Here is a 26,284-nt window from a genome sequence, read left to right on the forward strand (position 1 = left end):
CGAAGCGCTCGATGATTGTGCCGAAACGCTCTGCCCACTAAGGCTGAACCCTCAGCGTCCGGATGATGAACGCATGCAGGCTATTGACCGCCTTGGACCCGCGGGACGCCCGGCTACGCAGAATCGAAACCTCCATGGGCTCAATGCTGCCCAAACCGTGCTCGTCACCGAGTACCTGAAGCGAATCCTGCACGGTGCATTGAGTGATCGCGGCAATCGCGAGCCCGCCCTCGACGGCGGCCACCTGGCCGGCAAGGCTGGAGCTGTTGTACACCACCTTGAATTCGCGCCCTTGCTGGGTGAGTGCGTTCACCGCATACCGCCGGGCGAGGCTTGCGCTTTCGTAGACGGCGATGGGGATCGGGTCGCGCCGCCACAGTTCGAACTGGGGTGAGCCTACCCACACCATGGGCTCCTTGAACAGGAAGGTGCCGCTTTGGGGCGAGTCCCGAGACACCAGCGCCAGGTCAAGATCGCCGCTGCGCAACTGTGGGATCAGCGTGGTCGACTGTTCACAGGTCAGTTCGATTTCCACACCGGCGTAGCGCGGCGAATAGCGTTTGAGCAGCGGCGTGAGGTACCGGGCCGCGTAGTCTTCGGCAACGCCAAGGCGGATGCGCCCGGTCAGCTCTTCACCGTGAAACGCCGCCTGGGTTTCAGCGTGCAGGGCGAGCATGCGCCGGGCGTAGCTCAGCAGCGTCTGGCCATCGGCAGTCAGTTGCAGGTGCCTCGGGCCGCGACTCAAGAGCTGTCGTCCAAGGGCGGCTTCGAGTTTCTTCATCTGCATGCTGACGGCGGACTGCGAGCGGTTGACCTCGTGGGCGGCGCCAGACAACGAGCCGGCATCCACCACGGCCACAAAGCATTTGAGCCAATCGAGTTGCAAATCGCTGGCGGGCATCGCGCTGACCTCTATTCGTTAATCGAATGGCTAAGGCCTGAATTATGCGCTTTTCATGGACGCTTGTTCACCCGCAACATTCTGCCTTGAACCAACACCTTCTGGATCGGATCCATGCCCTTTGATACCTGGTTGCTTTACCTGGTCACCTGCTTCGGCATCGCGGTGGTGCCAGGGCCCAATGCGTTATTGGCGCTGACCCACGGTGCGCTTCACGGCAGCCGCAAAACGCTGTTCACCATCAGCGGCGGCGTGCTCGGTTTTGCGATTGTGCTGGCGCTGTGTGCGTTGGGGTTGGGTGCGCTGATCCAGGCGTCGGCCAGCCTGTTCACGGCCTTGAAGGTGGCGGGTGGGCTGTACCTGATCTGGCTGGGCTTCGGGCTGTGGCGGGCGGCACCGGTCAGCCTTGAGGCGACCGGCACTACCAGCTCGCGGAGCTGGCCGCTGTTCCGCCAGGGGCTGGTATCGGCGATCTCGAACCCCAAGGCCTTGCTGCTGTTCACCGCGTTTATTCCACCGTTCCTGGACCCGCACCGGAGCATCGTTGCGCAGACGCTCACCATCGCCCTGACCTACGCCGTGGTGGAGTTCATCGTCGAGTACCTGGTGGCCAGCGCCGCGCACCGGGTACGGCCCTGGCTGGCGCGAACCGGGCGCCGATTCAATAAAGTCTGCGGCGGGTTTTTTGTGCTGTTCGGGTTGGCCCTGCCTATCCATGCCTGAGGGCACATCCCCGCGGCTTAGGGATGTTCGATCACCATCACCGCCGTGGTATCCGCCTCAAGTGCTTCGAACACATGGGGCGCATTCGCCAGGTAGCTGATGTAGTCGCCGGCGTGCAGCAGCACAGGCGCACCGGCCGGGCCGATATTCGCGCTGCCGCTGCACAGCAGCACGTGCTCGACGGTGCCGGCAGGGTGGGGCTGCGACAGGCGCACTTCGCCCGGCTGTACCTTTAGCCGGTAGATATCGCGACGCACGCCCGCCGGGCAATCCGCAAGCAGTGTGGCCGCGTAGTGGCCGGTTTCGGTATAGGTGGTCAGGCCCTCGTTGGCGCGAATTACCCGCAGGTGTTGCTGGGGTTGTTCGAAGAACCGCGTCACCTGCAAGCCCATCGCCGTGGCCAACGACCACAGGGTCTCGATGCTGGGGTTGCCGATGCCGGACTCCAGCTGGGACAAGGTCGACTTCGCCACGCCTGCGCGTTTTGCCAGTTCAGTCAATGAAAGCCCCGCAGCCTGGCGTTCGCGCTTGATCGACAGGGCCAGCAGGTCGATTCGGCTTGGATTGAGATTGTTCGTTATGTCGGTCATTTGTTCTTCAAATCATCCATAAATGGGTTGACGCTTTGTCGTCGGGTGTTCAGCATAGCAATCATTCGTTCATTATAAAAACCGAGTGTCGAATGATCTGGTGCGTGTTCCACCTCTGCGACTATTGGCCGTGGCTGCTCTGGCGGGCGCTCTCCTACGACCTTGAAGGGTGGCGCAGCCTGCTGGTGGCGACGCAATTGGCGCAGCAACATTGCCGGGGACTATTCTGCGGGCCGCTATGATTCCTTTTCGCCATCCTTCGGGATCGGGCTATGATCGCCCAATCCGAACCAGACGCTCCCCAGACCTATGCCCGTTGACCTGCAAGCCCTCTATCCCAAACTGATCCACTTGATGCTGGATACGGTGTTCGTGGTCGACAGTGAAAATCAGATCGTGTTTGTGAGTGATGCCTGCGAAGCGCTGCTGGGGTACCGCGCCGAGGAACTGACCGGCACCCTGATCACCCACTACATGCACCCTGAAGACCTGGCCCGCACCCGGGCGTCGATTGTGCGGGTCATGAATGGCAAGCCCCACGTCGACTTCCGCAACCGCTATATCCGCAAGGATGGCAGTGTGGTGCACATTCTGTGGGCGGCCTTCTGGTCCGAGGAAGTGGGGGCGCGGATCGGTGTTGCGCGGGACGTAACCGCCCTGACGCAGGCGGAGGAAGAGCTGCGTTTCCTCGCCCATCACGACCCGTTGACGGCCCTCACCAATCGCTCGCTGTTCAATGACCGGTTGGACGAGGCCCTGCAAGCCGCTCACCACCACAAAAGTCCTCTGGCCTTGCTGTTTCTGGACGTGAATGACTTCAAGGCCATCAATGATGTGCACGGGCATGCCGTGGGCGACCGCGTGCTTTGCGTGATTGCACGACGGTTGGAAGGGTGTGTGCGTGAGAGCGACCTGGTAGCCCGGATGGGTGGGGATGAATTCACCGTGCTGCTGACGGATATTCAGTCACCGGAAGCCGTGTCGGCCAAAGTGCAGCAGATAGTTGCGGTGATGACCCAGCCCCTGAGCGCTGAGTTTGGCGCGGTCAAGATGCCGTCCTGCAGTATCGGCGTAGCGTTTTACCCGGCGGATGGAGCAGATGCCGACAGCCTGCTCAGCCACGCGGATGGCGAGATGTACCGGGTTAAAAGGCAGCGGTTTGCAACCGATTAACGCTGCTGGAAAGCAATCTTCAGCCCCAATCCCATGAACAACGTCCCAATGATCTTCCCCTCCCAACGGCGCAGCCTTGAAAGGCCCACCATCCATTGGCTCAACGGACGAATCGCCAGCGAAATCAGCGTGGTGTACACCGCACTGAGCCCCGAGAAGATCAACCCCAACACCGCGAACTGCGCCAGGGAAGAACCCGATTCCGGGTGAATGAATTGCGGCAGGAAGGCCAGGAAGAAAATCGCGGTTTTCGGGTTCAGCACTTCGGCAACCACCGCCTGGAAATACGCCTGGGTCGAGGTCACGGTGGGCAGGTCTTTGCGCGTGGTGGCGCCAGGCTTGGCCATGAAGGCGCGTACGCCCAGGTAGATCAGGTAACAGGCGCCGACGATTTTGACCACGTTAAACGCCACGGCCGAGGTCATCAGGATGGCCGACAGGCCGAGCGCCGCGCACAGCGTATGGATCAGGTCGCCCGAGGCCACCCCCAGCCCGGTGGCAATCCCGACCTTGCGCCCACCCTGGAGGGTGCGGGTGATCACCAGCAGCACGGCTGGGCCGGGAATCAGGAAAAGGCCGATGACCACGGCGACATACGTCAGGATGGGGGCGAGTTCGAACATGCTGTGTTATCTCAATGCCGGATGCGTCCTACAGTAATCCTCATCCCGGGGATTAACGCAATACAGATGAACACCCGCCGGAACCGCCTGGCCTTTTACTTCGCGAACGCGTATGCGCCACCCTGTTCCAGCGCCTTGCGATACGCCGGCCGTTCCTGAAAGCGTTGCACCCACGCCGCCACATTCGGGTAGGCCTGCAGCTTGCCCTGAGCCCGGGCGATTTCGCCGATGAAGCTCATCTGGATATCCGCGCCGGTCAATTCGTCACCCACCAGGTACGGTGTGAGCCCCAGTGCGTTGTCCAGATAACCCAGGTAGTTCGCCACCTCGGATTCGATACGTGGGTGCAATGGCGCACCCGCGTCACCCAGGCGCCCGACGTACAGGTTGAGCATCAGTGGCAGCATGGCCGAACCTTCGGCGAAGTGCAGCCATTGCACGTATTCGTCATAGGTTGCAGTGGCCGGATCCGGTTGCAGGCGGCCGTTGCCATGGCGGCGAATCAGGTAGTCGATGATGGCGCCGGACTCGATCACCACGTGGGGACCGTCTTGAATCACCGGTGATTTGCCCAGGGCATTGATCGCCTTGAGTTCAGGGGGCGCGAGGTTGGTTTTCGGGTCGCGCTGGTAGCGCTTGAGCTCGTAGGGCAGGCCGAGTTCTTCGAGCAGCCACAGGATACGTTGCGAACGGGAGTTGTTGAGGTGGTGGACGATGATCATGGTGGCTCCGCTGGGCGAGAATAGAGGCGTATAGGGACAGACCGCGGTGGCGCTGTGGAGTGCCGTGAATTAAATCTGCTTCGATAAAGGCATGAAAGATGGATAATCACGCCGGCAAGCACTGATTACACACCGGATAGAAAACATGAATCGTCAAAAAAAACTACAGCAGCTGTTCAAGGCCAAGGCCAAAAAGGCCAGCGCCAAATTGGCACCGGCCAAAAAGGATAAATACATCAGCAAGGCAGACCGATTGAAGCTGGCTGCCGAGTCCGGTGATGAGCCTGTTGTTACCTCTGAGAGCTGATCCAGAAGGCCTAAGCATTACCTGATAGGGAATCGACGGAAAAACCATGAACACTGCTCAACTCGCGATTCAGCACTACATACTCGCCAAGGACGGCAACCGCCCGCATTTGCTCAGCCGGGCGTTTGTTCCCGAGGCAATCCTGGACATGGTGGTGCGCACCGGGTCCATCTCGTTTCCGCCCCACGTCGAAGGGGTGGGCGGCATCGGCGATGTGCTGGTAAGGCGGTTCGGGCAGACCTTTGAAAACGTCTATACGTTTTGCCTGGGGCAGCCACCGCAGGCGGGGGCCAAAACCTATCAGTGCAAATGGCTGGTGGGGATGTCCGACAAAAACTCCGGCGAAGCCCGGGTTGGGTGTGGGGTGTATGAGTGGCAGTTCAGTGTTGAGTCGGGGCTTGTTGAAAAGCTCACCATCACTATCGAGCATATGAAGACGCTGCCCGCTGCGGATTTGGGGAGCGTCATGAAGTGGGTGTCAGGTCTGAGTTACCCATGGTGCAACTCGGAAGCAGCAGTGAGCGATGCTCCCGATATTGACGCGATGGGCGAGGTGATCCAGTACCTCACTGTCTGACGGCGACTCAATGCGCATCAACGGCACCAGCAACACGGCCACAACAAAACACACAGTGATGATCACGAGCGCGTCTTCGCTGCAGGCTTGGCGGCTGAAACGGGCTTGCCAGCCCTTGGATCAACGGGTTTTGAAGTGACAGCCAGCGCTGTTACCGGTTGTACGGTGAGTTCGACACCGATTGCGGTCATCAGCTTCCTTATGGTCTCAAATCGCGTTTTCGAGCCGGCTTTCAGCACCTTATAAAGGCTTTCACGATTGACCCCCGCATCCTTGGCGACCTTATTTACGCCTTTGGCTTTTGCGACCTCGGCCAACGCATGAATAAGGCCCTCGGTATCACCGGTTTTCAGACTTTCAGCCAAATAGGCCGCCATTGCTTCCGGGCTATCGAGAAAGCGCGAGGCTTCGTAATGAGTCGTACCCGTCGTGTCGAGGCTGAGGATTGGCATCTCCTCGGGATTGAATTTATCGCTCATATCATTTACCTCTCAGGCCAGCGAGTATTGCTTTAGCTTTTTGTATGCCCCGTTTTTGATCCGTTTTATCGCTCCCGCTGAGCATCAAGTACTCTGCGATTCCCGAGCGCACATAGTAAATTCTGTAGCCCGGGCCAACAAAAACACGCATTTCGCTCATCCCATCGCCAACCGATTCGCAATCACCAAAGTTGCCCGCTCCGGCACGATCCAGTCGGGTCAGAATTGCCGCTTTTCCCTGAGTGTCCTTCATACGTTTAAGCCAGCTCTCGAACTCGGGTGTTTGGTGGATCTCGTATATTTTTTTCTTGTTGATCATAGTTCCATTTGTAGCTAGATGGCTACATCTTGTCGACGCGAGGTTGAGTACAGGTAAAGGGGTATTCAGCGCCTGGGCAACCTTAGAGAGGTGCCTCCCAGATGCACAAGCTGGCAAATTCCGACGCGACTGTAGGCAATGGAGCCGGGTGCTGTACTCACAGCCTCAAACGTTGTGACAAGTCCTCTCTAATGCGCATCCGCCGTCGGCTGCTTCGGCGGTTGCACCTTGCGCATCAACGGCACCAGCAACACGGCGACGACGAAGCACACCATGATCATCAGGAATGCGTCCGCATAGGTCAGCGTTTGCGCCTCGCGCCAGGTCAGCGCCCACAGCTGACTCAGCGCGAACTGGCTCGAATCCAGACTGTTTTGCCCCAGCAACTGGGCATTCCCTGAAAGCTGGTCAAGCCAGACATTCATCGACTCGTTCCGGATGTTCAGGTGCTCGGCCAGGCGCAGGAAGTGCAGGTTGGTGCGGTCATTGAGCACCGTGGCGCAGGCGGCGATGCCGATGGCGCCGCCGAGGTTGCGCATCAGGTTGAACAGGCCCGAGGCGAGCTTCAGGCGGTCGGGGGCCAGTGCGCCGAGGGTCAGGGTGACCACCGGCGGCACTGCCATTTGTTGAGCAAACCCGCGTATGGCCTGGGGCAGCAGCAGCTCCTTGGCGCCCCAGTCGTGGGTGATGGGGGAGAAGTCCCACATCGACAGGGCGAACAGCGATAACCCGAACATCAAAATCCAGCGCAGGTCGAAACGATTGGCCAGCAAGGCGTACACCGGGATCGCCAGCAACTGGAACACCCCCGTGGAAAACACCGCCAGGCCGATATCCAGCGAGCCGTACCCGCGCACCCGCCCGAGAAACAGCGGCGTGAGGTAGATGGTGGCGAAAATGCCGATGCCGGTGATAAATGAAAACAGGCAGCCCAGGGCGAAGTTCCTGTCCCGAAGCGCGCGCAGGTCGACGATCGGCTCCTTGATTTCCAGGCAGCGCCAGATAAACAGCCCGCCGCTGATGGCGGCTATCCAGGCCGTGGTCGAGATGGTGCTGTCGCTGAACCAGTTCCAGCGCGGGCCCTCTTCAAGGGTGTATTCCAGGCAGCCGAGAAACACCGCCATCAACGCCATGCCGATATAGTCGGCGCCCTTGAGCAATGACGGGTTGGGGCGGTCGACCTTGACCAGCATCGGCACCGCAAAGGTCACGAACAGGCCGGGCAGCAGGTTGATGTAGAACAGCCAGTGCCAGGAGGAAATGTCGGTGATCCAACCGCCCACGGCCGGGCCCAATGTGGGTGCCAGGGACGCGATGGCGCCGATGGTGGAGGCGGCGATCACCCGCTGCTTGCCGTTGAAGTACATGAACGCGGTGGTGAATACCAACGGAATCATCGAGCCCCCCAGGAACCCCTGCAAGGCGCGAAACGCGATCATGCTCTGGATGTTCCAGGCCATCGCGCACAGCAGGCTGGTCAAGGTGAACCCGGCCGCCGACGCCGCGAACAGCCAGCGCGTGCTCATCACCCGGGAGAGCCAGCCTGACATGGGGATCACGATGATTTCCGCGATCAGGTAGGCGGTCTGCACCCACGCCGTATCGTCCGCGCCGGCAGACAACCCGCCGCCGATGTCCTTGAGGGAGGCGGAGACGATCTGGATGTCGATCAAGGCGATGAACATGCCCACGCACATGGTGGCGAAGGCCGCGACCTTTTGTGCGGTGCTGAGGGCGGGCAACGGGCTGTTCATAGCTGGGCCTTGAGGGCGCTGGCCTGGTCCTCGAACGCCTCATCGGTGTTGACCTTCGCCATCACCGACAGGCCCGGGCGCAGGGCGCCGAAGTCGGCGTCATTGCTGTCGAGGCGCACGCGCACCGGCACTCGCTGCACGATCTTGGTGAAGTTGCCGGTGGCGTTTTCCGGCGGCAGCACACTGAATTGCGCCCCGGTGGCAGGGGCCAGGCTCTCGATGTGCCCGTGGAATTCACGGCCGGGGAGGATGTCGGCGCGGATGCTCACGCTTTGCCCGACCTGCAGGCGCCCCAATTGGTCTTCCTTGAAGTTGGCATCCACCCACAACCCCTTGGCGGGCACCACCGAGATCAGTTGGCTGCCGGCCGCGGCGTAGGCACCGACCCGGGCGCGGCGGTTGCCCACGTAACCATCCACCGGTGCCCGCAGTTCGGTATAGCTGATGTTCAACTGCGCCTGGTCGCGTTCGGCTTGGGCCTGTTGCAGCGCTGCGCGGGCCTGGTCGCGCTGGGTTTCAATCACGTCGATTTGCCGACGCGCCGCCATCAACCCGGCCTGTGCCCGGGAGTGGTCGGCGCGGGCGGTCTTCCATACGGCGCTGACCCGCTGTGCGCTTTCGACCGATACGGCCTGGCTGCGCACCAGGTTCTGGTAACGCGTTTGATCGTCGCCGGCCCGTTGTGCTTCGGCATCGGTGGCGTCGATCTGTGCCTTGGCCTGGTTGATCACCGCCAGTTGCAGTTGTTCGGTGGCGTCGAGGTTGGCGAGCGAGGCCTGTTGCGCGGCCACGGCGCCGTCGGCCTTGGCCAGGGCCGTGCGGTAGTCGCGCACATCAATGCGCGCCAGCACGTCGCCGGCCCGTACGAACTGGTTGTCCTGCACCGTCACTTCGCTGATGTAGCCCGGCACTTTGGCGCTGATCACCGTCACATCCGCCCCGACATAGGCGTCGTCGGTGTCTTCGATAAACCGGCTGACCAGCCACCAGTGGCTGGCGTACCACACGCCGCCCGCCACGGCCAGGGTCAGCAGCCCCAGGCGCAAAACCTGTTTGCGCCGGGATGGTTGGGTGGGTTCGGGCACAGCGCTGACTGGAGCGTCCATGACGAAATGACCTCGTTGAGTATTAGTGGGGGAAGGGGCTGACCAACTGGTCTTTTTCGGCGTAGGCCCGGCCGGTTCGTGCGCGCCACAGGGTCAGCGGTTCGGCATCGGCGCTGACATGTACGCGGTGGCCCGCACGGGTGATGGGGTTGCCGGTGTTGGCATCCATCAACGCCAGCACCACCGGGCGCCCGGTGGCCTCATCGGCGAGAAACACCTTGGTCGAGCCCTCGGCATGCCGCGCGCCCCAGGCCATCAGCGTGAGGATGACCTGGCGCAAGTCCCGGCCCGCTTCGGTGAGGTGGTACTCATGGCGCGGCGGGTTGTCCTGGTACGGGCGCCGTTCCAGCAAGCCGCCGGCCACCAACGCATTCAGGCGGCGGGTCAGGGTGTTCGAGGCGATCCCGAGGCTCTGCAGGAACTCGTCGAAACGGCGCAGCCCGTAGAACGCATCACGCAGGATCAACAGGCTCCAACCATCACCGATGTGCTCCAGGGCACGGGCGACCGGGCAGGACATGGGTTGGAAGCTGGCTTTCTTCATGAGGGACTCCGGGAACTGTTGCTAAATATTACGCAAGTAATATTGCACAGTGGATTTCATAATGAAAGTCACTAGTTGAAATTTTTTGCAGCGATGGATGGCGGCCAGGCAGACGCAAAAAAGCCCCGGGATTCGGGGCTTTTCAGAGGGGAGGGTGTAGGGGGGCGTTTAAGCGCGGCTGTCTTTATGCCTGCGCCGGTTCCTGGCAGATACGTGAACCTGCGCGCCGCGAGCGCCAGCCAAGGCCTAGCACCATCAGCAAACCCAGGGCCGCCATGATCGCGCCAGCCAGCGAAATGGCCGGGTAGCCCAGCCCTGCGTTGATCACTGCTCCCCCCAGCGCCGCGCCAATGGCGTTACCGAAGTTGAACGCACCGATGTTCATCGCCGAGGCCAGGTTGGGCGCATCCTTGGCGGCTTCCATCACGCGCATCTGCAGGGGAGGTACCAGCGCAAAGCTGGCGGCGCCCCACAGCAGGATCGACAAGGCGGCGGGCAGCGGCCATTGCATGAGCACAGAGAAGGCCAGCAGCACGGCAATCAGGACCACGAGCGACGTTATCAGGGTGCGGTCCACCGAACGGTCCGCAGACTTGCCGCCCCAGACGTTGCCGAGGGTCAGGCCGATCCCGAACAGCACGAGCATTGCAGTGACGAAGTTGGTCGAGGCGTGGGTGACATCCCGCAGAATCGGCGCGATATAGGTAAACACCGTGAACATGGCGCTGGACCCCACCACGGTCAACGCCAGCGCTGCCAGTACCGGCCCGCGGCCCAGTACGCGGATTTCGGCCATCAGGCTTGCCCCTTTTGGAGCGGGCGTATTCGGTAGCGCCCACCACAGGGCCACCATCACGAACGCCCCGAGCCCGCTGATGCCCCAGAACGCCGTACGCCAGCCGAAGTTCTCGCCGAACCAGGTTGCCAGGGGCACGCCACCGATGGTCGCCAGGGTCAGCCCGAGGAACATCGCGGCGACGGCCCCCGCGCGTTTGTCGGGCGCCACCACACTCGCTGCCACGATGGAGCCGATGCCGAAGAATGCCCCGTGATTCAGCGATGTCACCAACCGGGCGACCATCAGGGTCTGGTAGTCGGTGGCCAGGGCTGACAGCAGATTACCCAGGGTGAAAATGGCCATCAGGCCCACCAGCAGATAACGGCGCGCCACCCTGGCTGTCGCGAGGGTCATGATCGGGGCGCCGATCAGCACGCCCATGGCATAGGCGCTGACCAGCAGCCCGGCGGCGGGAATGGAAACACCGAGGTCGGCGGCGATCCCGGGCAACATGCCCATGGGGGCAAACTCGGTGACCCCGATGCCGAAGGCGCCGATGGACAGTGCTACAAGGGGTGGGTTGATACGCATAGGTGACTCCTCATCTTTGTATCAAATGCTACAATCACGACTTTTCAGGCGGTAGCCATCGGCGGGGCACTACAGCTTTGCGTGGAGATCACAAGTGGACATAGGCGGTCGGTCGGGGGAGATGGCGGTGTTCGCCATGGTCGCGGAGCAGGGCAGCCTCTCGGGGGCGGCTCGGGTGCTGGGCCTCACGCCGTCATCCATCAGCCGCATCATCACCCGCATCGAGGGGCGCATAGGCACCCGCCTGCTGCTGCGCACCACCCGGGCGATCACGCTCACCGCCGAAGGCGAAGCGTATTTGCGCGGCGCCCGGCGGATCCTGGCGGACATGGCCGAAGTCGAGGATGCGATCACCGACCAGGGCGCGCCACGGGGGCGGCTGAGGGTCAGCGCGGCGCTCGCACACGGGCGGCTGTCGATCGTGCCGCTGGTTGCCGCGTTCAGCGCGCGCTACCCGGCCATCGTGGTTGAGTTGCGGCTGGAGGATGAGGTGGTGGATATCCTGGGCGGGCAAGCGGACGTTGCAATCCGCTTCGGTCAATTGGCCGACAGCCCCTTGACCGCTCGCCTTATCGGCTCCATCGGCGAGGTCATAGTCGCTTCCCCGGACTACCTGGCGCGTCACGGCACGCCGCAGGTGCCGCAGGATTTGCTCAACCACAACTGCCTGCGTTTCAACTTCCGCCGGGCAGCGCCCGACTGGCCGTTTCGCGTGGACGGGCGCGATTTTTCGCTGCAGGTGTCGGGTACGATCGAGGGTAACAGCGGGGAGGTATTGTCCCAGCTGGCCAAGCTGGGTGCCGGCATCGCGCGCATTGGCGCATTCAGCGTGGCTGATGACCTGGCCAGCGGTGATCTGGTGCCGTTGCTTGAAGCGTACAACCCCGGAGACCAGGAGCCGATTCACGCGGTGTTCGTCGGCGGCGCGGCGATGCCTGCGCGGGTCAGGGCATTTGTCGACTTTCTGGTGGAACACCACCCGGCGTGACCGCCACTGACACCACGGGCCGCTCCCCCTGACGCAATCCTCTTGAATACTTGCCTAATCCTGCGATCTTGCCCACCCCTGCATAGCGCCTTGATGAACCAGGGTCTAAAGTCATTCCCATCGCCCGCTAGACTAGTCAAACCACGCGCGCGCGAACCAGACGGGCCATCGATGCCCAGCGGCGAGGCCCCGTCTTGCCGTCTAAAAATACTAAAAAATGCAACACCAACCGATGATCAGCGGGTGAGCCATGGAATTACGAATTAACCAGCAGACCCACCAAGTCGACGCCGAACCCGACACGCCCCTGCTCTGGGTCATCCGCGACAACCTGGGCATGACCGGCACCAAATACGGCTGCGGCCTGGCGCAATGCGGTGCGTGTTCGGTGCTTGTGGACGGCAATGTCGTGCGTTCCTGCGTCACGCCCGTTTCCGGCGTGGTCGGCCGCGAAATCACCACCATCGAAGCCATCGAGTCCGATGACGTCGGCAAGCGGGTCGTCGCCACCTGGGTCGAATACCAGGTCGCCCAATGCGGCTACTGCCAATCCGGCCAGGTAATGGCGGCCACCGCGCTGCTCAAGCACACGCCCAAGCCCAGTGATGCACAAATCGAGGCCGCCATGGTCAACCTCTGTCGCTGTGGCACCTATAACGCCATTCATGCCGCCGTGCATGACCTTGCGCAGAAGGGAGAGGCCTGATGAACATTCGCATTGATCCCACTGCGCTGCCCTTGGTCGCGGCGCTGACTGACCCGGTGAACCTGTCCCGCCGTCGCTTCCTGGCCAGTACGGCCGTGGGCGCGCTGGTGATCGGTTTTGGCCTGCCGTTGGGGTCTGGCCGAGTGCAGGCGGCCACCGCCGCGGCCACCGCCGAACGCGGTACGCAGGTGCCGGCCTTCCTGGAGATTCGCCCGGACAACACGATTCGTTTGCTCAGCCCGTTTATCGAAGGCGGCCAGGGCACGTTCACCGCGATGGCGCAGATTGTCGGCGAGGAGTTGGACGCCGACCCGGCCACGTTCCTGGTTGAGTGTGCCCCGCCCGGTGAAGCCTTTGTGGTGATGGAGAACGGCATGCGCATCACCGGCGGCAGTATGTCGGTGCGGATGAGTTACCCCACGATGCGCCGGCTGGGTGCGCTGGCCCGGGCGATGTTGCTGGAGGCCGGGGCGCAGGCGCTGAAGGTACCGGTGAGCGAGCTGTCGACCGAGCCGGGCAAGGTGGTACACGCGGCGTCCGGGCGTTCCCTTGCGTATGGCGAGTTGGCCGGGCGGGCGATGGACCTGCCGGTACCGGATGTGTCCAGTGTGAAGCTGCGCGACCCAAGCCAGTTCCGTTGGATCGGCAAGCCGGTGAAGCGTCTTGATGCGTATGACAAGTCCACCGGCAAGGCGCTGTACAGCATTGATATGAAGGTCGACGGCATGCTCCATGCCGCCGTGCAGCATGCGCCCCGGCTCGGCATGACCGTGGGCAGCCTGCGCAACGAAGACCAGGTCAAGGCCATGCCGGGCGTGCATTCGGTGCATCGCCTGCCCGGTGCGGTGGCGGTGGTGGCCGAGCGTTGGTGGCATGCCAAGCGTGCGGTGGAGTCGATTCAGGTCGACTGGCTGGAGCCGACGGCTGATTCCAAGGTGCGCGGGATGCCGAAGGACTTTTCCAGCGACGAGCATTTCAAGCGCCTGGCCGCAGAAACCGGCCCGGCCCGTGATGATGAGAACGAGGGCGACGTGGCCGGCACGCTGGCCAATGCCAAGACCAGGGTCGAGGCCACTTACCACAACCAGTACCTGCACCATGCCCAGTTGGAGCCGCCTTCGGCGCTGGCGCGCTTCAACCCTGACGGTTCGCTGGAGATCTGGCTGCCGAATCAGGCGCAGGACATGTTCCTGGCCGATATCGCCAAGCGCACCGGCCTGGCCCCGGAGCGGATTACCCTGCATTCGCCGTTGTTGGGTGGTTTTTTCGGGCGGCACTTCCTGTATGACTCGGCCAGTCCTTATCCGCAGGCCATCGAGTTGGCCAAGGCGGTGGGGCGCCCGGTGAAGTTGATCTGGAGCCGCGAAGAAGAATTCCTGCGGGATGTGCTGCGCCCGGTCGCAGCGGTGAATTTCCGTGGGGCGCTGGACAGCGACGGCTGGCCGGTGGCGATTGAAGCGGTGAGTGCCACGGAGGGGCCAACCGAGGCCCTGGCGGGGAAGCAGGGCGAGAAGCTCGACCCGACGGCCCTTGAGGGACTGTCCGGCAAGTCCTATGCGATTCCCAACAAGCGTATCGCGCAGATCTATGTGAAGGGCCCGGTGATGCTGGGCTACTGGCGTTCGGTGGGCAATTCGCTGAATGACTTTTTCTACGAATCCTTCCTGGATGAACTGGCCGACAAGGGGGGCAAGGACCCGTTCGAGTTGCGCCTGCATCTGTTGCGGGATAACCAGCGGCTGACCACCCTGCTGAAGGCGGTGGGCGAGTTGTCGGGTGGCTGGAAACGTGGGCCGTTTGTTGCCGAGGACGGCAGCAAGCGCGCACGCGGGGTGGCGATGGCGTCACCGTTCGGCACCCAGACGGCGGTGATTGCCGAGGTGTCGATCGAGAACGGCCAGGTCAAGGTGCACGACATCTGGCAGGCAATCGACCCGGGCAGCATCGTCAACCCGGCGATTGTCGAGGCGCAGGTGAATGGGGCGGTGTCGCTGGGCTTGTCCCAGGTGCTGTTGGAGGAAGCGGTGTATGTGGACGGCTTGCCTCGGGCGCGTAACTACGATTTGTACCCGGTGCTGCCGCCTTCGCGGATGGCCCGGGTGCACGTGCGCGTGATCGAGAGCGGGGAAAAAATGGGCGGTATTGGCGAACCGCCGCTGCCCGCCGTGGCGCCTGCCGTGGCCAACGCCGTCGCGGCGTTGACCGGGCAGCGCGTTCGCAGCATGCCGTTAAGCCGCCACTCCTTCACCTGACCGGGGCCTGAGCACTTATGAACAACCGTCGATTCGCAAGAACCGTTGGCTGGCTGGCGCTGCCGTGCCTGGTCGCCGCAGGCCTGCTGGCCTGGTATGTCACCCGCGAGCCTGTCTCGCCGCTGGGGGCCGAGCCCGTCGCCACGGACCCGGCGCTGGTCGCCCGAGGCGAGTATGTCGCCCGGCTCAGCGACTGTGTGGCGTGCCACAGCGTGCCCAACGGCAAGCCCTTTGCCGGTGGCCTGGAAATGGCCACGCCGCTGGGGGCGATCCACGCCACCAACGTCACGCCAGACCCGGAAACCGGTATTGGCAGCTACAGCCTCGCCGACTTCGACCGCGCGGTGCGCCAGGGTGTCGCGCCGGGTGGGCGCCGCCTGTATCCGGCGATGCCGTACCCGTCCTATGCCAAGCTCAGCGACGATGATGTGCGCGCCCTGTACGCGTTCTTCATGAAGGGCGTGGCGCCGGTGCAGCAGGCCAATATCAAGAGTTCGATCCCGTGGCCATTGAATATGCGGTGGCCGATCGCGCTGTGGAACGGCGTGTTTACCGACAGCAAGCCGTATGTCGCGAAGGCCGGGAAGGATGAACTGTGGAACCGGGGGGCCTACATCGTGCAGGGCCCGGGGCATTGCGGCAGTTGCCACACGCCACGGGGCCTGGCCTTCAACGAAAAGGCTCTGGATGAAAGTGGCAAGCCGTACCTGGCCGGTGGCTTGCTCGACGGCTGGTACGCACCGAGCCTGCGGGATGATCCCAACACCGGCCTGGGGCGCTGGAGCGAGCCGGAAGTGGTGCAGTTCCTCAAGACCGGTCGCAACAAACATGCGGTGGTTTATGGCTCGATGACCGAGGCGTTCAACAACTCCACGCAGTTCATGAGCGACGATGACCTGGCGGCGATTGCGCGCTATCTGCGGTCATTGCCGGGCGACGAGCAGCGCGACGGTGCGGCCTGGCAGTATCAGGCGGTGTCGGCTGCGCAACGCCTGGATGCGCCGGGTGCGCATACCTATGTGACCCGCTGCGCCTCGTGCCACGGGCTGGAAGGCAAAGGGCAACCGGACTGGATGCCGCCGCTGGCGGGCGCCACCTCCGCACTGGCCAAGGAGGACGCCTCGGCGATCAACATCACCCTCAATGGCTCGCAGCGCGTAGTGGCGGCCAATGTGGCGGACGCTTATCGCATGCCGGCGTTCCGTGAGCAGTTGTCGGACCAGGAGATTGCTGAAGTGCTGACGTTTGTGCGCGGCACCTGGGGCAATCAGGGTGGGGCGGTGGATGCCAAGGCGGTGGGCAAGTTGCGTGAGCACACGGGCCCGGCGAGCAGCAGCCCGATCATTCTGCAAATGCGCTGAGGGAAATGCGCCTTGTGAGGGAGGCGCTTTGTGTAGGAACTGCTTTATGTGGGAGCGGGCTTGCTCGCGAAGGCGGTGTGTCAGTGAAGAACTTGCTGACTGACACACCGCCTTCGCGAGCAAGCCCGCTCCCACATTTTCAGGCGCGTTTCGGCAGCTTCCAGTTGGGTCGGATGAAGTGGCAGGTGTAGCCATTCGGAATCCGCTCCAGGTAATCCTGATGCTCCGGCTCCGCTTCCCAGAACGGCCCCGCCGGTTCGATTTCCGTCACGACACGGCCTGGCCACAACCCCGAGGCATCCACATCCGCTGCGGTGTCTTCAGCGATGTCGCGTTGCTGTTCGCTCAGGTAATAAATCGCCGAACGGTAGCTGGGGCCCAGGTCGTTGCCCTGGCGGTTGGGCGTGCTGGGGTCGTGGATCTGGAAAAAGAACTCGAGGATCTGCCGGTAAGTGATCACCGTCGGGTCGAAGACGATCTCGATGGCTTCGGCATGGTTGCCGTGGTTGCGATACGTGGCATTCGGCACATCGCCGCCGGTGTAGCCGACCCGCGTGTGCAGCACGCCGGGGTAGCGGCGCAGCAGGTCTTGCATGCCCCAGAAGCAGCCGCCGGCGAGCAGGGCGGTTTCGGTCGGGTTGGTCATGGTCTGTGCTTCCCCTTGTTGGATACCTCGCTAGTTATGGGGGCAGGTTGGACGATTCCAAGGTCGACGGGCGCGCCTTCGATCGGCTTCGTCCGCGTTGCCCGCAGCGCCATCAACAGCGCCAACACGGGTGCCAGGGTAAACAGCGCGAACAGCCAGCGCGCGGCATGGGCGATGCCGCCATTGCCCGCCACTTCATTGATGCCCGCCATGTTCGAGATCACCCCCGCCAGCGCCGCGCCCATGGCCATGGCGAACAGTTGCAGGGTGGTGATCGACGAAGCGGCCGTGTCCTTGTCCTGTTCCGAAGCCACTTGCAGGATGCGCGTCAGCAGGTGCGGCCAACCCAGGCCGATGCCGAACCCCACCAGGAACAGCCCCAGGCAGATAGGGGCCAGCAATGTCCATTCGCCCTGGCTGGCGATGGGCGTAGTGATCGCCAGCATCATCAAGCCCGCCACGATAAACAATGGCCCCGCGATGATGGCGCGATGTGGACCGCGGCCGGTCCAGCCGGAGCTGATGATTTCCGAGACCGTCCAGCCGGCCGCCATCAGCGCGGCCATGTAACCGGCGATCAGCGGCGACTGGCCATGCAAGTGCTGCAGAAAGTACGGCATGAAGATCTCGCTGCTCATGCCGATCACCAACAGGCAGGTGGTCGCATAAAGCGCGCAGAGCGGGGTGCTGAACTTCAATGCATCCCGGGGCAAAAGACGCACGGTGGCGCTGGACTCCTTGCGGATCAACAGCACCACCAGCACGACGCAGGTGGCGATACCCAACAGGTTCCAGCTCGGCAGCGCCGAGACGCTGCCGGCACACACCGCCAGCACCGCGCCCGCCAGCAGCACCAGTTGCGGCACCGGCAAACGAGCGGTGGCGGTCGCCGTGGTGTCGCGCGGGGGCAGGGCGCGGCTGGTGAGTACCATGTACGCCAGGCTCACCGGCACCATCGAGCCGAAGGCCAGGCGCCACGCGTCCATCTCGGCAAACACGCCACCCACCGCCGGCCCGACGAGCGTCGCCACGCCCCACATCCCCGACACCAGTGCCATTGCGCGCGGCCACAGGCGCTCTTCGAACACCAGTTGGATCATCGAGTAACACAGGGCCAGCAAGACCCCGCCGCCCAGCCCCTGGATGGAGCGCCCCGCGAGCATCACCGGCATGTTCGGCGCCAGGGCACAGATCAGCACGCCTACCATGAACACCAGTGTGGCCAGCGCATACGCCAGCCGTGGACCGGTGCGTTGCAACAGCTTGGAGGTGAGGGCGGAACCGAGGATCGAGGCCACCACGTACAGTGTGGTGCTCCACGCATAAAGCGCCAGGCCGCCGATTTCGGCCACCACCGACGGCAGGATGGTGGTGGCGATATAGGTGTTGGTGGCATACAGCGCGATGCCGCCTGAAAGGGCAATGGAGCGCGTGGCGTTCTTGCCGCTAAGCAACTCGCCCCAACTGCTGTCTTGGGTTTGCATCAACGATTCCTTGTAATGCGTTCGCGGTATGGAAGCCGGCGAAGGGCATAAGCGCCAGGCTTGAGGTAATTAACCAAGCAATTGCTTTTAATATTGCGTTGAGGCGAATTATTTTGCAAGGAATGACTTGTCAGGTGGCTGAGTCGCTATGGCAGCCGAGGCAGAGCGTGAGGCGCGCGGTTTCCCACGGCCGGCAGCACTTCACACCATCAGTTTTCGGCTGAACTTGGTTTCCATCACGATATGCGAAGCGGTGTGCGCCACCCCTTTGATCATGTTGATCCTGATGAGCTCGGCATTGAGTTCGCTCAGGGTGGCGGTGGCCAGGTGAATGATGAAATCGGATTCCCCCGAGACCGCGTAAACGGCCTGCACCGCTTCCATCCTGCGCAGCGAGGTCATCACATCGGTGTAGCTCTTGTTGGTGCAGGAGGTCATGGTAAAGCAGGTCACCGTCTGCTGAAGCCGGTCCTGGTCGATGCGCACGCTGTAGCCGGTGATGACGCCGGCCTTTTCCAGGCGGGTAATCCGCTCCTGCACCGCAGAGCGCGAGACCCCGAGCTTGCGGGCCAATGACGCGGTGGGTTCGCGTGCGTTGGCTTGCAGCAGGCCAAGCAATTGCCTGTCCTTGTCGGTGAGGTTAAACAGTGGACCGGGATTCTGCGTATCCATGGACACGTCCTTGACCCTCGCTGGGGTTCAGTTTTTATGAGTCGCCCTGTGTTGCGAGCGCTTTTCCTGAAACATATCCATCATTTTCAGGCCGGCGTAAACCGTTTGTGCGGCCGCCGGGCCCAGGGGGCCGCCATTCCATTCCAGGCCGTAGGCATCGAACAGGCGGTAGCGATCGGTTTCGCCGCAGATCGCCTCGGCGATGACGCGTGCGCCGATCGGCGCGGTGTTCATACCATGGCCACCAAATGATGTACACGCCCACAATCCCTGCCCCAGCGGGCCAATGTGCGGCATCTTGTGCCGCGCATAACCCATCAACCCGGACCAGGCCTTGTCGATCCTGATGCCGCGCAATTGCGGATAAACGTCGAGGATATCCTGCGTCAGCAATTGCCCCAGGCGTTTCTCATCCTGCAGGTTGCGCGTGGTAATGCGGCCGCCCCAGAGCAGGCGGTCGCCCTCGACGATGCGGTAATAGTCCGAGGCCCGGCGGTTATCGCCCACGGCATCGGAGGTACAGACCGCCTCGGCCAGGCGATCGCCCAGGTGCTCGGTCAGCACTGCATAGGTCGCGATCGGCAGGAAGGCGCGGCGTAATTTGCCGAACTCAGGCCCCCCATAGCCGCCGCAGCAGTACACCACGTGGGCACAATCGACAGTGCCCTGATCGGTGATGACCCGGTGTCGCCCGTTGCGGCTTTCGACGGCGGTCATGGGCGAGCGTTCATGGATTTTGCCACCACTTTGCTCGATCAGTCGGGCCAGGCCGAGGCAATAGTTCAAGGGGTGGAAGTGAAAGCCATGGTTGTCGCGCAGCGCCTGGAAATACCGCTCGGTCTTGAGCTTTTCGCGCACCGCCTGGCGATCCAGGTAGTCGAGGTGAAAGTCGAAATCCGCGGCCATTTTGTCCCGCACGCGCTGCAGGTTGTCGCCATCTTCGTAGCGCACCACACTCAGTTTTCCCGGGGTTGGCGTGCAGCCGGGCAACTGATGATGGGCGATCATGCCCCGAACAATCTCGACGCCTTCAAGCGACAGTTTGAACAGCGCGGCGGCCGTCGGTTTGCCGCAGCGTCGCTCGATGGCGGCCAACCCTTCGGACCAGCCCTGGAGCACGAAGCCACCGTTGCGCCCCGACGCTCCCCAGGCCACGCGACCGGCATCCAGCAGCACCACCGACTGCCCGCGGGAGACCAGCTCCCACGCCGTGCTCAGCCCCGCCAGCCCGGCGCCGATCACGCACACATCGGCCCGGGCGTTGCCACACAGCGCCTGGCGTTCAGTCGTGTCGCGCATCGTGGCGGTGTAGTAATTGTTGTTATAGGTGTACATGAAGTCGGTCGTCCTTTTTTCGCGGCGCAGGCATACAGCGCGCCGCATCGGGGACGGGGCGCCTGTACGGCCTGTGAGGGTTTTTACTGCACCTGGGTGAGGTCGGCGCCGTACCATTTCTCTGACAATTGCTTGAGCGTGCCGTCGGCTTTCATGTCGGCGACGATCTTGGTCAGCGCGCTGTTGAACGCCTCATCGCCCTTGTCCACGGCGATGGCCAGGGGTTCGTAGTAGGCGGGTTTGCCTTCCACCCTGACGATGGGGTAGCCATTCTTGACGGCGGCGACGATGGTGGGCAGGGCGGACAGGGTTGCGTTCAGGCGCACCCCGTCCCCCATGCGCAGGTCATCCAGCGGGCCCATGCTGTCGCCGTACGTGCGAACCTCGCCGGGGGTGACTTCGTAAGTGAAAGGCGGCACATCGGCGGCGTCGATCTTGAGGCGGCGGTTGATATAGTCCTCCGAAGTCGTACCGGCTTCGACGCCGATGATCTTGCCGTTCAGGTCCGCCACTTTGGTCTCGGCCGCGTCCTTGTGCACCGCGAATACATACGGCGTGTAGTAGTAGATCGCGGGGAAGTCGAGCACCCGGGTGCGCTCGGTGGTCGGGGTCATGGAGCCGACCGACAGGTCCCAGCGGCTCGACCAGCGCCCGGCGGTGATGATCCCGTATTCGGGCGTCACGAAGTCGACTTTGCTGCCCAGGCGTTTGCCGATTTCGCTGGCGACGTCGATATCGAAGCCTTGCAGCTTATTGTCCGGGCCCAGGAACGATTGCGGTGGCCAGTTGGCCGAGGTGGCCACCTTGATCACCTTGGTTTCATGGATGCGGTCGAGGGTCGAGCCCGCCCAGGCCGCGCCTGTGAGGCTGGTGAGGGCGGTGGCGACAGCGGCTGCGGTGAAGAAGCGAGTGAACGAGATCATGGGTAAGCCTCCAGTATCTTGAGTGCGGTGCCTGTTGTTTTTATCGGTGACTTCGCAAGGTTCGACGGTGCTGCTCAGTGGCTGAGAATCTGCGACAGGAATTCCCGGGCACGCTCGTGCTGCGGGTTGTCAAAAAACTCGGTGGGTTTGGCTTGCTCGATGATGCAGCCCTGGTCCATGAAGATGATCCGGTCGGCCACCCGCCGGGCGAATCCCATCTCGTGGGTGACGCAGACCATGGTGATGCCGTCCTGGGCCAGTTCGCCCATCACGTCCAGCACTTCCTTGACCATCTCGGGGTCAAGGGCCGACGTGGGCTCGTCGAACAGCATGATGCGCGGGCGCATGCACAAGGCCCGGGCAATGGCGACGCGCTGCTGCTGGCCGCCCGAGAGCTGGCTGGGGTATTTGTCGGCCTGGTTCCCGATGCGCACTCGGTCCAGGTATTCATAGGCCAGCTCGCGGGCCTGGGGCTCGCTGAGCTTGCTCACCAGACGCGGTCCTACCATGAGGTTCTCCAGCACCGTCATGTGCGGGAACAGGTTGAACTGCTGGAACACCATGCCGACCTGGCGCCGTATGCCCGCCACGCAGGCGGCATCACGGGTCAACTCGGTGCCCTCGATGAACACGTGGCCTTTCTGGAAGTCTTCCAGCAGGTTCAGGCAGCGAATCAACGTGGACTTGCCGGAGCCCGACGGCCCGCAGACCACCACGATTTCACCGCTGGCAATGTGCAGGTCGATGCCCTTGAGCACATAAAAATCGCCATACCATTTGTGCATGTCCTGGATCGATATTGCAGGGTATGGAGCAGGGACTATTGAGGGCTGATTCATCGTCATGCTCCTGGTTCAGCGATGGGCGCGGTTGAAGTGCTTTTCCAGGCGGGCCTGGACGGTTTCCAGCACGATCGACAGCAGCCAATACAGCACGGCGGCGGTGATCAGCATTTCCAGGTGCCGGAACTCGGCGCGTCCCTGGGTTCGTGCCAGGAACATCAGCTCCCAGACGCCGATCACCGACACCAGCGAACTGTCCTTGAGCATCGAGATGAACTGGTTGCCCGTTGGCGGAATGATCAAGCGCATGGACTGCGGGAGAATCACCCGGGTCATCGTCTGGAACGGGTTCAGGCCAATCGCCCGCGAGGCTTCCCACTGGCCCCGCGAGATGCTGCTGATACCGGCGCGGAAGATCTCCGTCATGTAGGCGCCATAACACAGCGAGAGCGCCAGGATCCCGGCTGGAACCGCGCCGACGACATAGCCGAGCTGGGGAATGCCCAGGTAAATCAGATAGATCTGGATCAGCAGCGGAACACCGCGGAAAAACGAGGTGTAGAAGCTCGCAATCGCAATCGCGAAGCCGTTGGAAGACAAGCGCGCGGTGGCGCCCAGCAGCGCCAGGACGAACGCAATCGCAATCGAAATCGCCGACACGTAGACGGTGGTGAACACCCCCTGGGTGATCATGAAGCCGATTTTGGTCGCGATGAAACTGTAGGAAAGGTTGAAGGTGTCGAAGAACAACAGGAACAGCACCAGCAACTCGCACCAGACCGTGATGATCTGCGCGCGTAAGGGAAAGCGGCCAAGGATGAACAGGTTCAGCACCACCGTCAGGGTGAACGTGCCGCCCACTGCAATATCTCGTGCCAGTGGTGCCTTCAGGTCGAGAACGATGGGGCCCATCAAGTGGGAGAGGCGGCCTTCACCGACGCCGCAGGCGAGCGTGATGATGAAAATCACCACGGCCACCGCGCCCATGAATACCGCGCTGTCCGTCATGCGAGTCTTGACGATATGGTCTCTGTACATGGCTTACACGCCCCGGGGTGAGCCCCTTTATTGTTGTAAGCCCATTATGGGTTGACGAAATGCCGGGCGGCACCCTGCGGATTGTTGGGATTTGCGGTTTTTATGAGCGTATGAGGGGAGGGGAGCCGTACATATGCCGGACGGAGTCATCAGGCTTTCGCCAGCAATCATTTCGCGCCAGACTCATGGGCATTCATCGCCCCAAGGTAGCCACCATGATTTCCCATGTGTTTTTAGGTACAGGTGATTTTGATCGGGCTTTTGCTTTCTATTCGAAGGTGATGGCTGAGTTGGGCCTCAGGTTGAAATTTTGCGATGCGGATAAACCGTGGGCCGGTTGGGTGGCTGAAACCGAACCTCGCCCGATCTTCGTCATTGGGGCGCCATTTGATGGCAACCCGAGTGCACCCGGGAATGGGCAGATGGTGGGGCTACTTGCGCCCAGTCGGGAAGCGGTTAGAAGAAGTTATAGAGCGGCGTTGGCGCTCGGCGGGATATGTGAAGGAGAGCCTGGATTAAGGCCTCACTACCACCCCGATTATTACGGCGCGTATTTTCGAGATACTGATGGCAACAAGCTGTGCGTGTGCTGCCATGATCCACAAGCAAATTACCCTCGGTGAGGGTGAGTTGAACGAGCAAAAGCTGAGGCTGGGAACGCTGAACAGGGCTGAGGGCGTTGGGGCGGGTTTGGAACTGGGATTGAGGTAGTGATCCATGGCGCGCTGGGCGGCCTGGTGGAGTTTTGGATCGGAAGTTCCCGGAGGATTAGGGGTAACCTTGAACATTGTCTGGATGCTCCATTTTGGCCCCCGCCTTATCGCCACTAAACGAAAGGTGGCAGCTGTGTGCAGGTTAGTAGAGCGGATATTCCAGACAAAACCGGCGCGCCCGAGGGCGCCCTGCACACAGCCACCATTAAGCACAGACAAAGACGTCTGACAGATGATGCTTATGCACATTGCCTAGAATACTTCGGGCTACTAAACCCGATCACTGAGGTTTCAGCGACCGAGCAACCTCAGAGCCCCATACCCAAGCGCACAAGCCGGCGGATTCTGACGCAACTGTAGGCAATGGGGCAAGGCACCTCACGGCTTGCTATAGGCCATGTACTCATTCTGCAAGACAATATGGTCGGCCACGTACTTCGCATCATGCCAAACCCCGTAGATAAACGAAGACGCGCGGTTCACCAGGTTCGGCAAACCCAAAAAGTAAATCCCGCTTTCCGCCGAAATCCCGCGCTTATGGAAAGGCTCACCTTTCTCGTCGAACGCATTCACTTTCAACCAACTGAAATCAAAACTGAAACCCGTGGCCCACAGAATCGTGGTCACACCAGCCTCAGCCAAATCCAGGCTCAGGATCGGATTCACCAGGCACTCCGGGTCAGCCAACAATTCCCACGCTTCCGACTCCGGCTCAAACGGCAGGCCGTTCTGCTCGATATAGGCGTCGGCATCCCGCAGCACATCAAAGTAGGCACGGTCACCTTCAGCCACGTTAGCCGCCAGGCCGGGCTCAAACTCCATCACGCCTTCATTCCACGACCGAGTAACACCCACCAGCGTAATGCCCATGTGCGCCAGGCGGCGGAAGTCGACGGTCTTGCCGCCTTCATAGCCACTGACGGCAAACGCCACATGCTTCTTCTTCGGCTGGATTTTGACCTCGTCCCACAAGCCCAGCGCGCCCAGCCACCAGCAGTAATCACGGCCACGATACGAGCGAGGAGGGCGATAGTGTTCGCCCACCGAGAGGTACACGGTCTTGCCGGCCTTTTGCAGTTCCTCGGCAATTTGTGAACCCGATGCGCCAGCGCCCACCACCAACACAGCACCCTCGGCCAACTGGCCGGGATTCTTGTAGGCCGAGGAGTGCAGCTGTTGAACCGTGGCGTGTGCGGGCACCAGATTCGGAATGGACGGACGTTGAAACGGGCCTGTCGCCGCAACAACGTTGGTGGCCTCGATCACACCCGCCGAGGTGGTCACCTTGAACCCGGGGCGACCCACGTGGCGTTCCACTTGCTGCACTTCAACCCCGGTGCGCACCGGAGCCTTCAGCATGTTCACGTACTCTTCAAAGTAGGCCGCCATGCGCTCTTTCGGCGGGAAGCTCTCGGGGGAAATGCCTTCGAATTTCATGCCGGGAAAACGGTCGTGCCAGGCCGGGCCGTTGGCGACCAGCGAGTCCCAGCGCTCGGACCGCCAGCGCTCGGCGATGCGGTTACGCTCCAGCACGATGTGCGGCACGCCCATGAGTGACAGATGCTCGCTCATGGCGACCCCCGCCTGGCCTGCGCCCACCACCAGGGTGTTGATCTTTTCAACTGACATGTGAGCTTCCTAAAGATAAGCGACCATCGACCGGTATCAGTGTGATCAAGCAACCGCCAGCCGGAAATTATGCTTTTTGAACGTAGAGGTTAGGCAAAACCAAAGCCCTTCAATCGGCCTCCAGCAGCTCGGCCACCGCCGTCAGGGCCAGGCGGTAGCCCAGCGCGCCGAGGCCTGCGATCACGCCGGTGGCGGCTTTGGACACATAGGAGTGATGACGGAAAGCCTCGCGCTTCCAGATGTTGCTCATGTGCGCTTCGATGATCGGGCCGTCGAACGCCAGCAGCGCATCGAGAATCGGCACCGAGCTGTAGGTCAGGCCGGCGGCGTTGATGATCACCGCGTCGGCGTTGAGCCGGGCCTCCTGAATCCAGTCCACCAGCACCCCTTCATGGTTGCTCTGGCGAAAATCCAGGGTCAGGCCCAGTTCGATCGCGTGGCGCTGGCAGCACGCTTCGATGCTGGCGAAGCTTTCGCTGCCGTAGGTGCCGTTCTTGTCCAGACCGTACAGGTTGGCGTTGGGGCCGTTGAGGAAATACACAGTGCGGGGCATGGCAAGCTCCAGGTG

The 26,284-nt window shown here is 62.2% G+C and carries 28 protein-coding genes; 9 read left to right on the plus strand and 19 right to left on the minus strand.

Annotated elements, in window-relative coordinates; all coding sequences use genetic code 11:
- Window positions 1-37: 37 nt before the first annotated feature.
- Window positions 38-901: a LysR family transcriptional regulator gene (locus V6607_RS13710; RefSeq protein WP_008434736.1), complete on the minus strand. Its 864-nt coding sequence runs from the start codon at window positions 899-901 to the stop codon at window positions 38-40.
- A 114-nt stretch (window positions 902-1,015) separates the two neighbouring features.
- Between V6607_RS13710 and V6607_RS13715 the strand changes: the two genes are divergently transcribed.
- Window positions 1,016-1,624: a LysE family translocator gene (locus V6607_RS13715; RefSeq protein ID WP_134326307.1), complete on the plus strand. Its 609-nt coding sequence runs from the start codon at window positions 1,016-1,018 to the stop codon at window positions 1,622-1,624.
- A gap of 17 nt (window positions 1,625-1,641) precedes the next feature.
- Here the strand turns inward: V6607_RS13715 and V6607_RS13720 are convergent, their stop codons facing one another.
- Complete coding sequence (locus V6607_RS13720) at window positions 1,642-2,214, minus strand: XRE family transcriptional regulator (RefSeq protein ID WP_102368771.1); 573 nt, start codon at window positions 2,212-2,214, stop codon at window positions 1,642-1,644.
- A 309-nt stretch (window positions 2,215-2,523) separates the two neighbouring features.
- Between V6607_RS13720 and V6607_RS13725 the strand changes: the two genes are divergently transcribed.
- Window positions 2,524-3,387 (plus strand): sensor domain-containing diguanylate cyclase, encoded by an 864-nt coding sequence (locus tag V6607_RS13725; RefSeq protein WP_008434731.1) that lies wholly within the window; start codon window positions 2,524-2,526, stop codon window positions 3,385-3,387.
- Here the strand turns inward: V6607_RS13725 and V6607_RS13730 are convergent.
- A complete protein-coding gene (locus V6607_RS13730; protein ID WP_134326308.1) occupies window positions 3,384-4,010 on the minus strand; it encodes a LysE family translocator in 627 nt (208 codons plus the stop codon). The two genes, V6607_RS13725 and V6607_RS13730, sit on opposite strands and share 4 nt — an antisense overlap.
- A gap of 95 nt (window positions 4,011-4,105) precedes the next feature.
- Window positions 4,106-4,732 (minus strand): glutathione S-transferase, encoded by a 627-nt coding sequence (locus V6607_RS13735; RefSeq protein ID WP_102368774.1) that lies wholly within the window; start codon window positions 4,730-4,732, stop codon window positions 4,106-4,108.
- 145 nt (window positions 4,733-4,877) lie between these two features.
- Here V6607_RS13735 and V6607_RS13740 point away from each other — a divergent pair, with 145 nt between their 5' ends.
- Together V6607_RS13740 and V6607_RS13745 are read left to right on the plus strand one after the other, a co-directional pair.
- Complete coding sequence (locus tag V6607_RS13740) at window positions 4,878-5,039, plus strand: DUF2986 domain-containing protein (RefSeq protein WP_008434728.1); 162 nt, start codon at window positions 4,878-4,880, stop codon at window positions 5,037-5,039.
- A gap of 46 nt (window positions 5,040-5,085) precedes the next feature.
- Window positions 5,086-5,616 (plus strand): hypothetical protein, encoded by a 531-nt coding sequence (locus V6607_RS13745; protein WP_134326309.1) that lies wholly within the window; start codon window positions 5,086-5,088, stop codon window positions 5,614-5,616.
- Between the two features lie 62 nt (window positions 5,617-5,678).
- Here the strand turns inward: V6607_RS13745 and V6607_RS13750 are convergent, their stop codons facing one another.
- The 6 genes from V6607_RS13750 to V6607_RS13775 all read right to left on the minus strand — a co-directional run bounded on the left by V6607_RS13750 (window position 5,679) and on the right by V6607_RS13775 (window position 11,187).
- Window positions 5,679-6,095, minus strand: coding sequence for an addiction module antidote protein (locus V6607_RS13750; RefSeq protein ID WP_008434724.1), 417 nt, complete (start codon window positions 6,093-6,095; stop codon window positions 5,679-5,681).
- A gap of 1 nt (window position 6,096) precedes the next feature.
- Window positions 6,097-6,414 (minus strand): type II toxin-antitoxin system RelE/ParE family toxin, encoded by a 318-nt coding sequence (locus V6607_RS13755; RefSeq protein ID WP_008434722.1) that lies wholly within the window; start codon window positions 6,412-6,414, stop codon window positions 6,097-6,099.
- Window positions 6,415-6,602: 188 nt separating this feature from the next.
- Window positions 6,603-8,168, minus strand: coding sequence for a DHA2 family efflux MFS transporter permease subunit (locus V6607_RS13760; RefSeq protein WP_134326310.1), 1,566 nt, complete (start codon window positions 8,166-8,168; stop codon window positions 6,603-6,605).
- Window positions 8,165-9,274 carry an HlyD family secretion protein gene (locus tag V6607_RS13765; RefSeq protein WP_087694676.1) on the minus strand — a complete coding sequence of 370 codons (1,110 nt, stop codon included), beginning with the start codon at window positions 9,272-9,274 and terminating at the stop codon, window positions 8,165-8,167. Before V6607_RS13765 ends, V6607_RS13760 begins: the two co-directional genes overlap by 4 nt.
- A gap of 22 nt (window positions 9,275-9,296) precedes the next feature.
- Entirely contained in the window at window positions 9,297-9,818 is a 522-nt protein-coding gene (locus V6607_RS13770; protein ID WP_102368778.1) for a helix-turn-helix domain-containing protein, read from the minus strand.
- A 184-nt stretch (window positions 9,819-10,002) separates the two neighbouring features.
- The gene (locus V6607_RS13775) at window positions 10,003-11,187 is read right to left on the minus strand and encodes an MFS transporter (protein WP_134326311.1); all 1,185 of its coding nucleotides are present in this window, start codon (window positions 11,185-11,187) and stop codon (window positions 10,003-10,005) included.
- 94 nt (window positions 11,188-11,281) lie between these two features.
- Between V6607_RS13775 and V6607_RS13780 the strand changes: the two genes are divergently transcribed.
- The 4 genes from V6607_RS13780 (at window position 11,282) to V6607_RS13795 (ending at window position 16,494) form a co-directional block, all read left to right on the plus strand.
- The gene (locus V6607_RS13780) at window positions 11,282-12,175 is read left to right on the plus strand and encodes a LysR family transcriptional regulator (RefSeq protein ID WP_023658741.1); all 894 of its coding nucleotides are present in this window, start codon (window positions 11,282-11,284) and stop codon (window positions 12,173-12,175) included.
- A gap of 250 nt (window positions 12,176-12,425) precedes the next feature.
- Window positions 12,426-12,881, plus strand: a complete 456-nt coding sequence (locus V6607_RS13785; protein ID WP_003215609.1) for a (2Fe-2S)-binding protein — start codon at window positions 12,426-12,428, stop codon at window positions 12,879-12,881.
- Window positions 12,881-15,133 carry a molybdopterin cofactor-binding domain-containing protein gene (locus V6607_RS13790; protein WP_008434712.1) on the plus strand — a complete coding sequence of 751 codons (2,253 nt, stop codon included), beginning with the start codon at window positions 12,881-12,883 and terminating at the stop codon, window positions 15,131-15,133. Before V6607_RS13785 ends, V6607_RS13790 begins: the two co-directional genes overlap by 1 nt.
- 17 nt (window positions 15,134-15,150) lie before the next feature.
- Entirely contained in the window at window positions 15,151-16,494 is a 1,344-nt protein-coding gene (locus V6607_RS13795) for a cytochrome c (protein ID WP_003215611.1), read from the plus strand.
- Window positions 16,495-16,633: 139 nt separating this feature from the next.
- Here V6607_RS13795 and msrA read toward each other — a convergent pair whose 3' ends face one another.
- The 7 genes from msrA to V6607_RS13830 form a co-directional block, all read right to left on the minus strand.
- On the minus strand, window positions 16,634-17,140 hold the full coding sequence (msrA, locus tag V6607_RS13800; protein ID WP_087693735.1) for a peptide-methionine (S)-S-oxide reductase MsrA: 507 nt from the start codon (window positions 17,138-17,140) through the stop codon (window positions 16,634-16,636).
- Window positions 17,137-18,624 (minus strand): MFS transporter, encoded by a 1,488-nt coding sequence (locus tag V6607_RS13805; protein WP_134326312.1) that lies wholly within the window; start codon window positions 18,622-18,624, stop codon window positions 17,137-17,139. Before V6607_RS13805 ends, msrA begins: the two co-directional genes overlap by 4 nt.
- Before the next feature lie 201 nt (window positions 18,625-18,825).
- Window positions 18,826-19,296, minus strand: coding sequence for an Lrp/AsnC family transcriptional regulator (locus V6607_RS13810; RefSeq protein ID WP_003215617.1), 471 nt, complete (start codon window positions 19,294-19,296; stop codon window positions 18,826-18,828).
- Window positions 19,297-19,323: 27 nt separating this feature from the next.
- Entirely contained in the window at window positions 19,324-20,631 is a 1,308-nt protein-coding gene (locus tag V6607_RS13815; RefSeq protein ID WP_008434708.1) for an FAD-binding oxidoreductase, read from the minus strand.
- 83 nt (window positions 20,632-20,714) lie between these two features.
- Complete coding sequence (locus tag V6607_RS13820; RefSeq protein WP_003215621.1) at window positions 20,715-21,554, minus strand: transporter substrate-binding domain-containing protein; 840 nt, start codon at window positions 21,552-21,554, stop codon at window positions 20,715-20,717.
- A gap of 74 nt (window positions 21,555-21,628) precedes the next feature.
- Window positions 21,629-22,393 carry an amino acid ABC transporter ATP-binding protein gene (locus V6607_RS13825; RefSeq protein ID WP_023658742.1) on the minus strand — a complete coding sequence of 255 codons (765 nt, stop codon included), beginning with the start codon at window positions 22,391-22,393 and terminating at the stop codon, window positions 21,629-21,631.
- A gap of 15 nt (window positions 22,394-22,408) precedes the next feature.
- Window positions 22,409-23,374: an amino acid ABC transporter permease gene (locus V6607_RS13830; RefSeq protein WP_008434702.1), complete on the minus strand. Its 966-nt coding sequence runs from the start codon at window positions 23,372-23,374 to the stop codon at window positions 22,409-22,411.
- Window positions 23,375-23,589: 215 nt separating this feature from the next.
- Here V6607_RS13830 and V6607_RS13835 point away from each other — a divergent pair, with 215 nt between their 5' ends.
- Window positions 23,590-23,997: a VOC family protein gene (locus tag V6607_RS13835; RefSeq protein ID WP_083853205.1), complete on the plus strand. Its 408-nt coding sequence runs from the start codon at window positions 23,590-23,592 to the stop codon at window positions 23,995-23,997.
- Window positions 23,998-24,465: 468 nt separating this feature from the next.
- Here V6607_RS13835 and V6607_RS13840 read toward each other — a convergent pair whose 3' ends face one another.
- Both V6607_RS13840 and V6607_RS13845 read right to left on the minus strand, forming a co-directional pair.
- Entirely contained in the window at window positions 24,466-25,716 is a 1,251-nt protein-coding gene (locus V6607_RS13840) for an NAD(P)/FAD-dependent oxidoreductase (RefSeq protein ID WP_008434698.1), read from the minus strand.
- A 109-nt stretch (window positions 25,717-25,825) separates the two neighbouring features.
- Entirely contained in the window at window positions 25,826-26,269 is a 444-nt protein-coding gene (locus V6607_RS13845) for a type II 3-dehydroquinate dehydratase (protein ID WP_023658744.1), read from the minus strand.
- Window positions 26,270-26,284 lie beyond the last annotated feature (15 nt).

The sequence above is a fragment of the Pseudomonas sp. KK18 genome (assembly GCF_037094675.1).
Classification (GTDB): domain Bacteria; phylum Pseudomonadota; class Gammaproteobacteria; order Pseudomonadales; family Pseudomonadaceae; genus Aquipseudomonas.

Bases quoted from the DNA above. Each gene is read 5' to 3' on its own strand.
- V6607_RS13710 (WP_008434736.1), bottom strand. From the start codon at position 901: ATGCCCGCCAGCGATTTGCAACTCGATTGGCTCAAATGCTTTGTGGCC.
- V6607_RS13715 (WP_134326307.1), top strand. From the start codon at position 1,016: ATGCCCTTTGATACCTGGTTGCTTTACCTGGTCACCTGCTTCGGCATC.
- V6607_RS13720 (WP_102368771.1), bottom strand. From the start codon at position 2,214: ATGACCGACATAACGAACAATCTCAATCCAAGCCGAATCGACCTGCTG.
- V6607_RS13725 (WP_008434731.1), top strand. From the start codon at position 2,524: ATGCCCGTTGACCTGCAAGCCCTCTATCCCAAACTGATCCACTTGATG.
- V6607_RS13730 (WP_134326308.1), bottom strand. From the start codon at position 4,010: ATGTTCGAACTCGCCCCCATCCTGACGTATGTCGCCGTGGTCATCGGC.
- V6607_RS13735 (WP_102368774.1), bottom strand. From the start codon at position 4,732: ATGATCATCGTCCACCACCTCAACAACTCCCGTTCGCAACGTATCCTG.
- V6607_RS13740 (WP_008434728.1), top strand. From the start codon at position 4,878: ATGAATCGTCAAAAAAAACTACAGCAGCTGTTCAAGGCCAAGGCCAAA.
- V6607_RS13745 (WP_134326309.1), top strand. From the start codon at position 5,086: ATGAACACTGCTCAACTCGCGATTCAGCACTACATACTCGCCAAGGAC.
- V6607_RS13750 (WP_008434724.1), bottom strand. From the start codon at position 6,095: ATGAGCGATAAATTCAATCCCGAGGAGATGCCAATCCTCAGCCTCGAC.
- V6607_RS13755 (WP_008434722.1), bottom strand. From the start codon at position 6,414: ATGATCAACAAGAAAAAAATATACGAGATCCACCAAACACCCGAGTTC.
- V6607_RS13760 (WP_134326310.1), bottom strand. From the start codon at position 8,168: ATGAACAGCCCGTTGCCCGCCCTCAGCACCGCACAAAAGGTCGCGGCC.
- V6607_RS13765 (WP_087694676.1), bottom strand. From the start codon at position 9,274: ATGGACGCTCCAGTCAGCGCTGTGCCCGAACCCACCCAACCATCCCGG.
- V6607_RS13770 (WP_102368778.1), bottom strand. From the start codon at position 9,818: ATGAAGAAAGCCAGCTTCCAACCCATGTCCTGCCCGGTCGCCCGTGCC.
- V6607_RS13775 (WP_134326311.1), bottom strand. From the start codon at position 11,187: ATGCGTATCAACCCACCCCTTGTAGCACTGTCCATCGGCGCCTTCGGC.
- V6607_RS13785 (WP_003215609.1), top strand. From the start codon at position 12,426: ATGGAATTACGAATTAACCAGCAGACCCACCAAGTCGACGCCGAACCC.
- V6607_RS13790 (WP_008434712.1), top strand. From the start codon at position 12,881: ATGAACATTCGCATTGATCCCACTGCGCTGCCCTTGGTCGCGGCGCTG.
- V6607_RS13795 (WP_003215611.1), top strand. From the start codon at position 15,151: ATGAACAACCGTCGATTCGCAAGAACCGTTGGCTGGCTGGCGCTGCCG.
- msrA (WP_087693735.1), bottom strand. From the start codon at position 17,140: ATGACCAACCCGACCGAAACCGCCCTGCTCGCCGGCGGCTGCTTCTGG.
- V6607_RS13805 (WP_134326312.1), bottom strand. From the start codon at position 18,624: ATGCAAACCCAAGACAGCAGTTGGGGCGAGTTGCTTAGCGGCAAGAAC.
- V6607_RS13810 (WP_003215617.1), bottom strand. From the start codon at position 19,296: ATGGATACGCAGAATCCCGGTCCACTGTTTAACCTCACCGACAAGGAC.
- V6607_RS13815 (WP_008434708.1), bottom strand. From the start codon at position 20,631: ATGTACACCTATAACAACAATTACTACACCGCCACGATGCGCGACACG.
- V6607_RS13820 (WP_003215621.1), bottom strand. From the start codon at position 21,554: ATGATCTCGTTCACTCGCTTCTTCACCGCAGCCGCTGTCGCCACCGCC.
- V6607_RS13825 (WP_023658742.1), bottom strand. From the start codon at position 22,393: ATGAATCAGCCCTCAATAGTCCCTGCTCCATACCCTGCAATATCGATC.
- V6607_RS13830 (WP_008434702.1), bottom strand. From the start codon at position 23,374: ATGTACAGAGACCATATCGTCAAGACTCGCATGACGGACAGCGCGGTA.
- V6607_RS13835 (WP_083853205.1), top strand. From the start codon at position 23,590: ATGATTTCCCATGTGTTTTTAGGTACAGGTGATTTTGATCGGGCTTTT.
- V6607_RS13840 (WP_008434698.1), bottom strand. From the start codon at position 25,716: ATGTCAGTTGAAAAGATCAACACCCTGGTGGTGGGCGCAGGCCAGGCG.
- V6607_RS13845 (WP_023658744.1), bottom strand. From the start codon at position 26,269: ATGCCCCGCACTGTGTATTTCCTCAACGGCCCCAACGCCAACCTGTAC.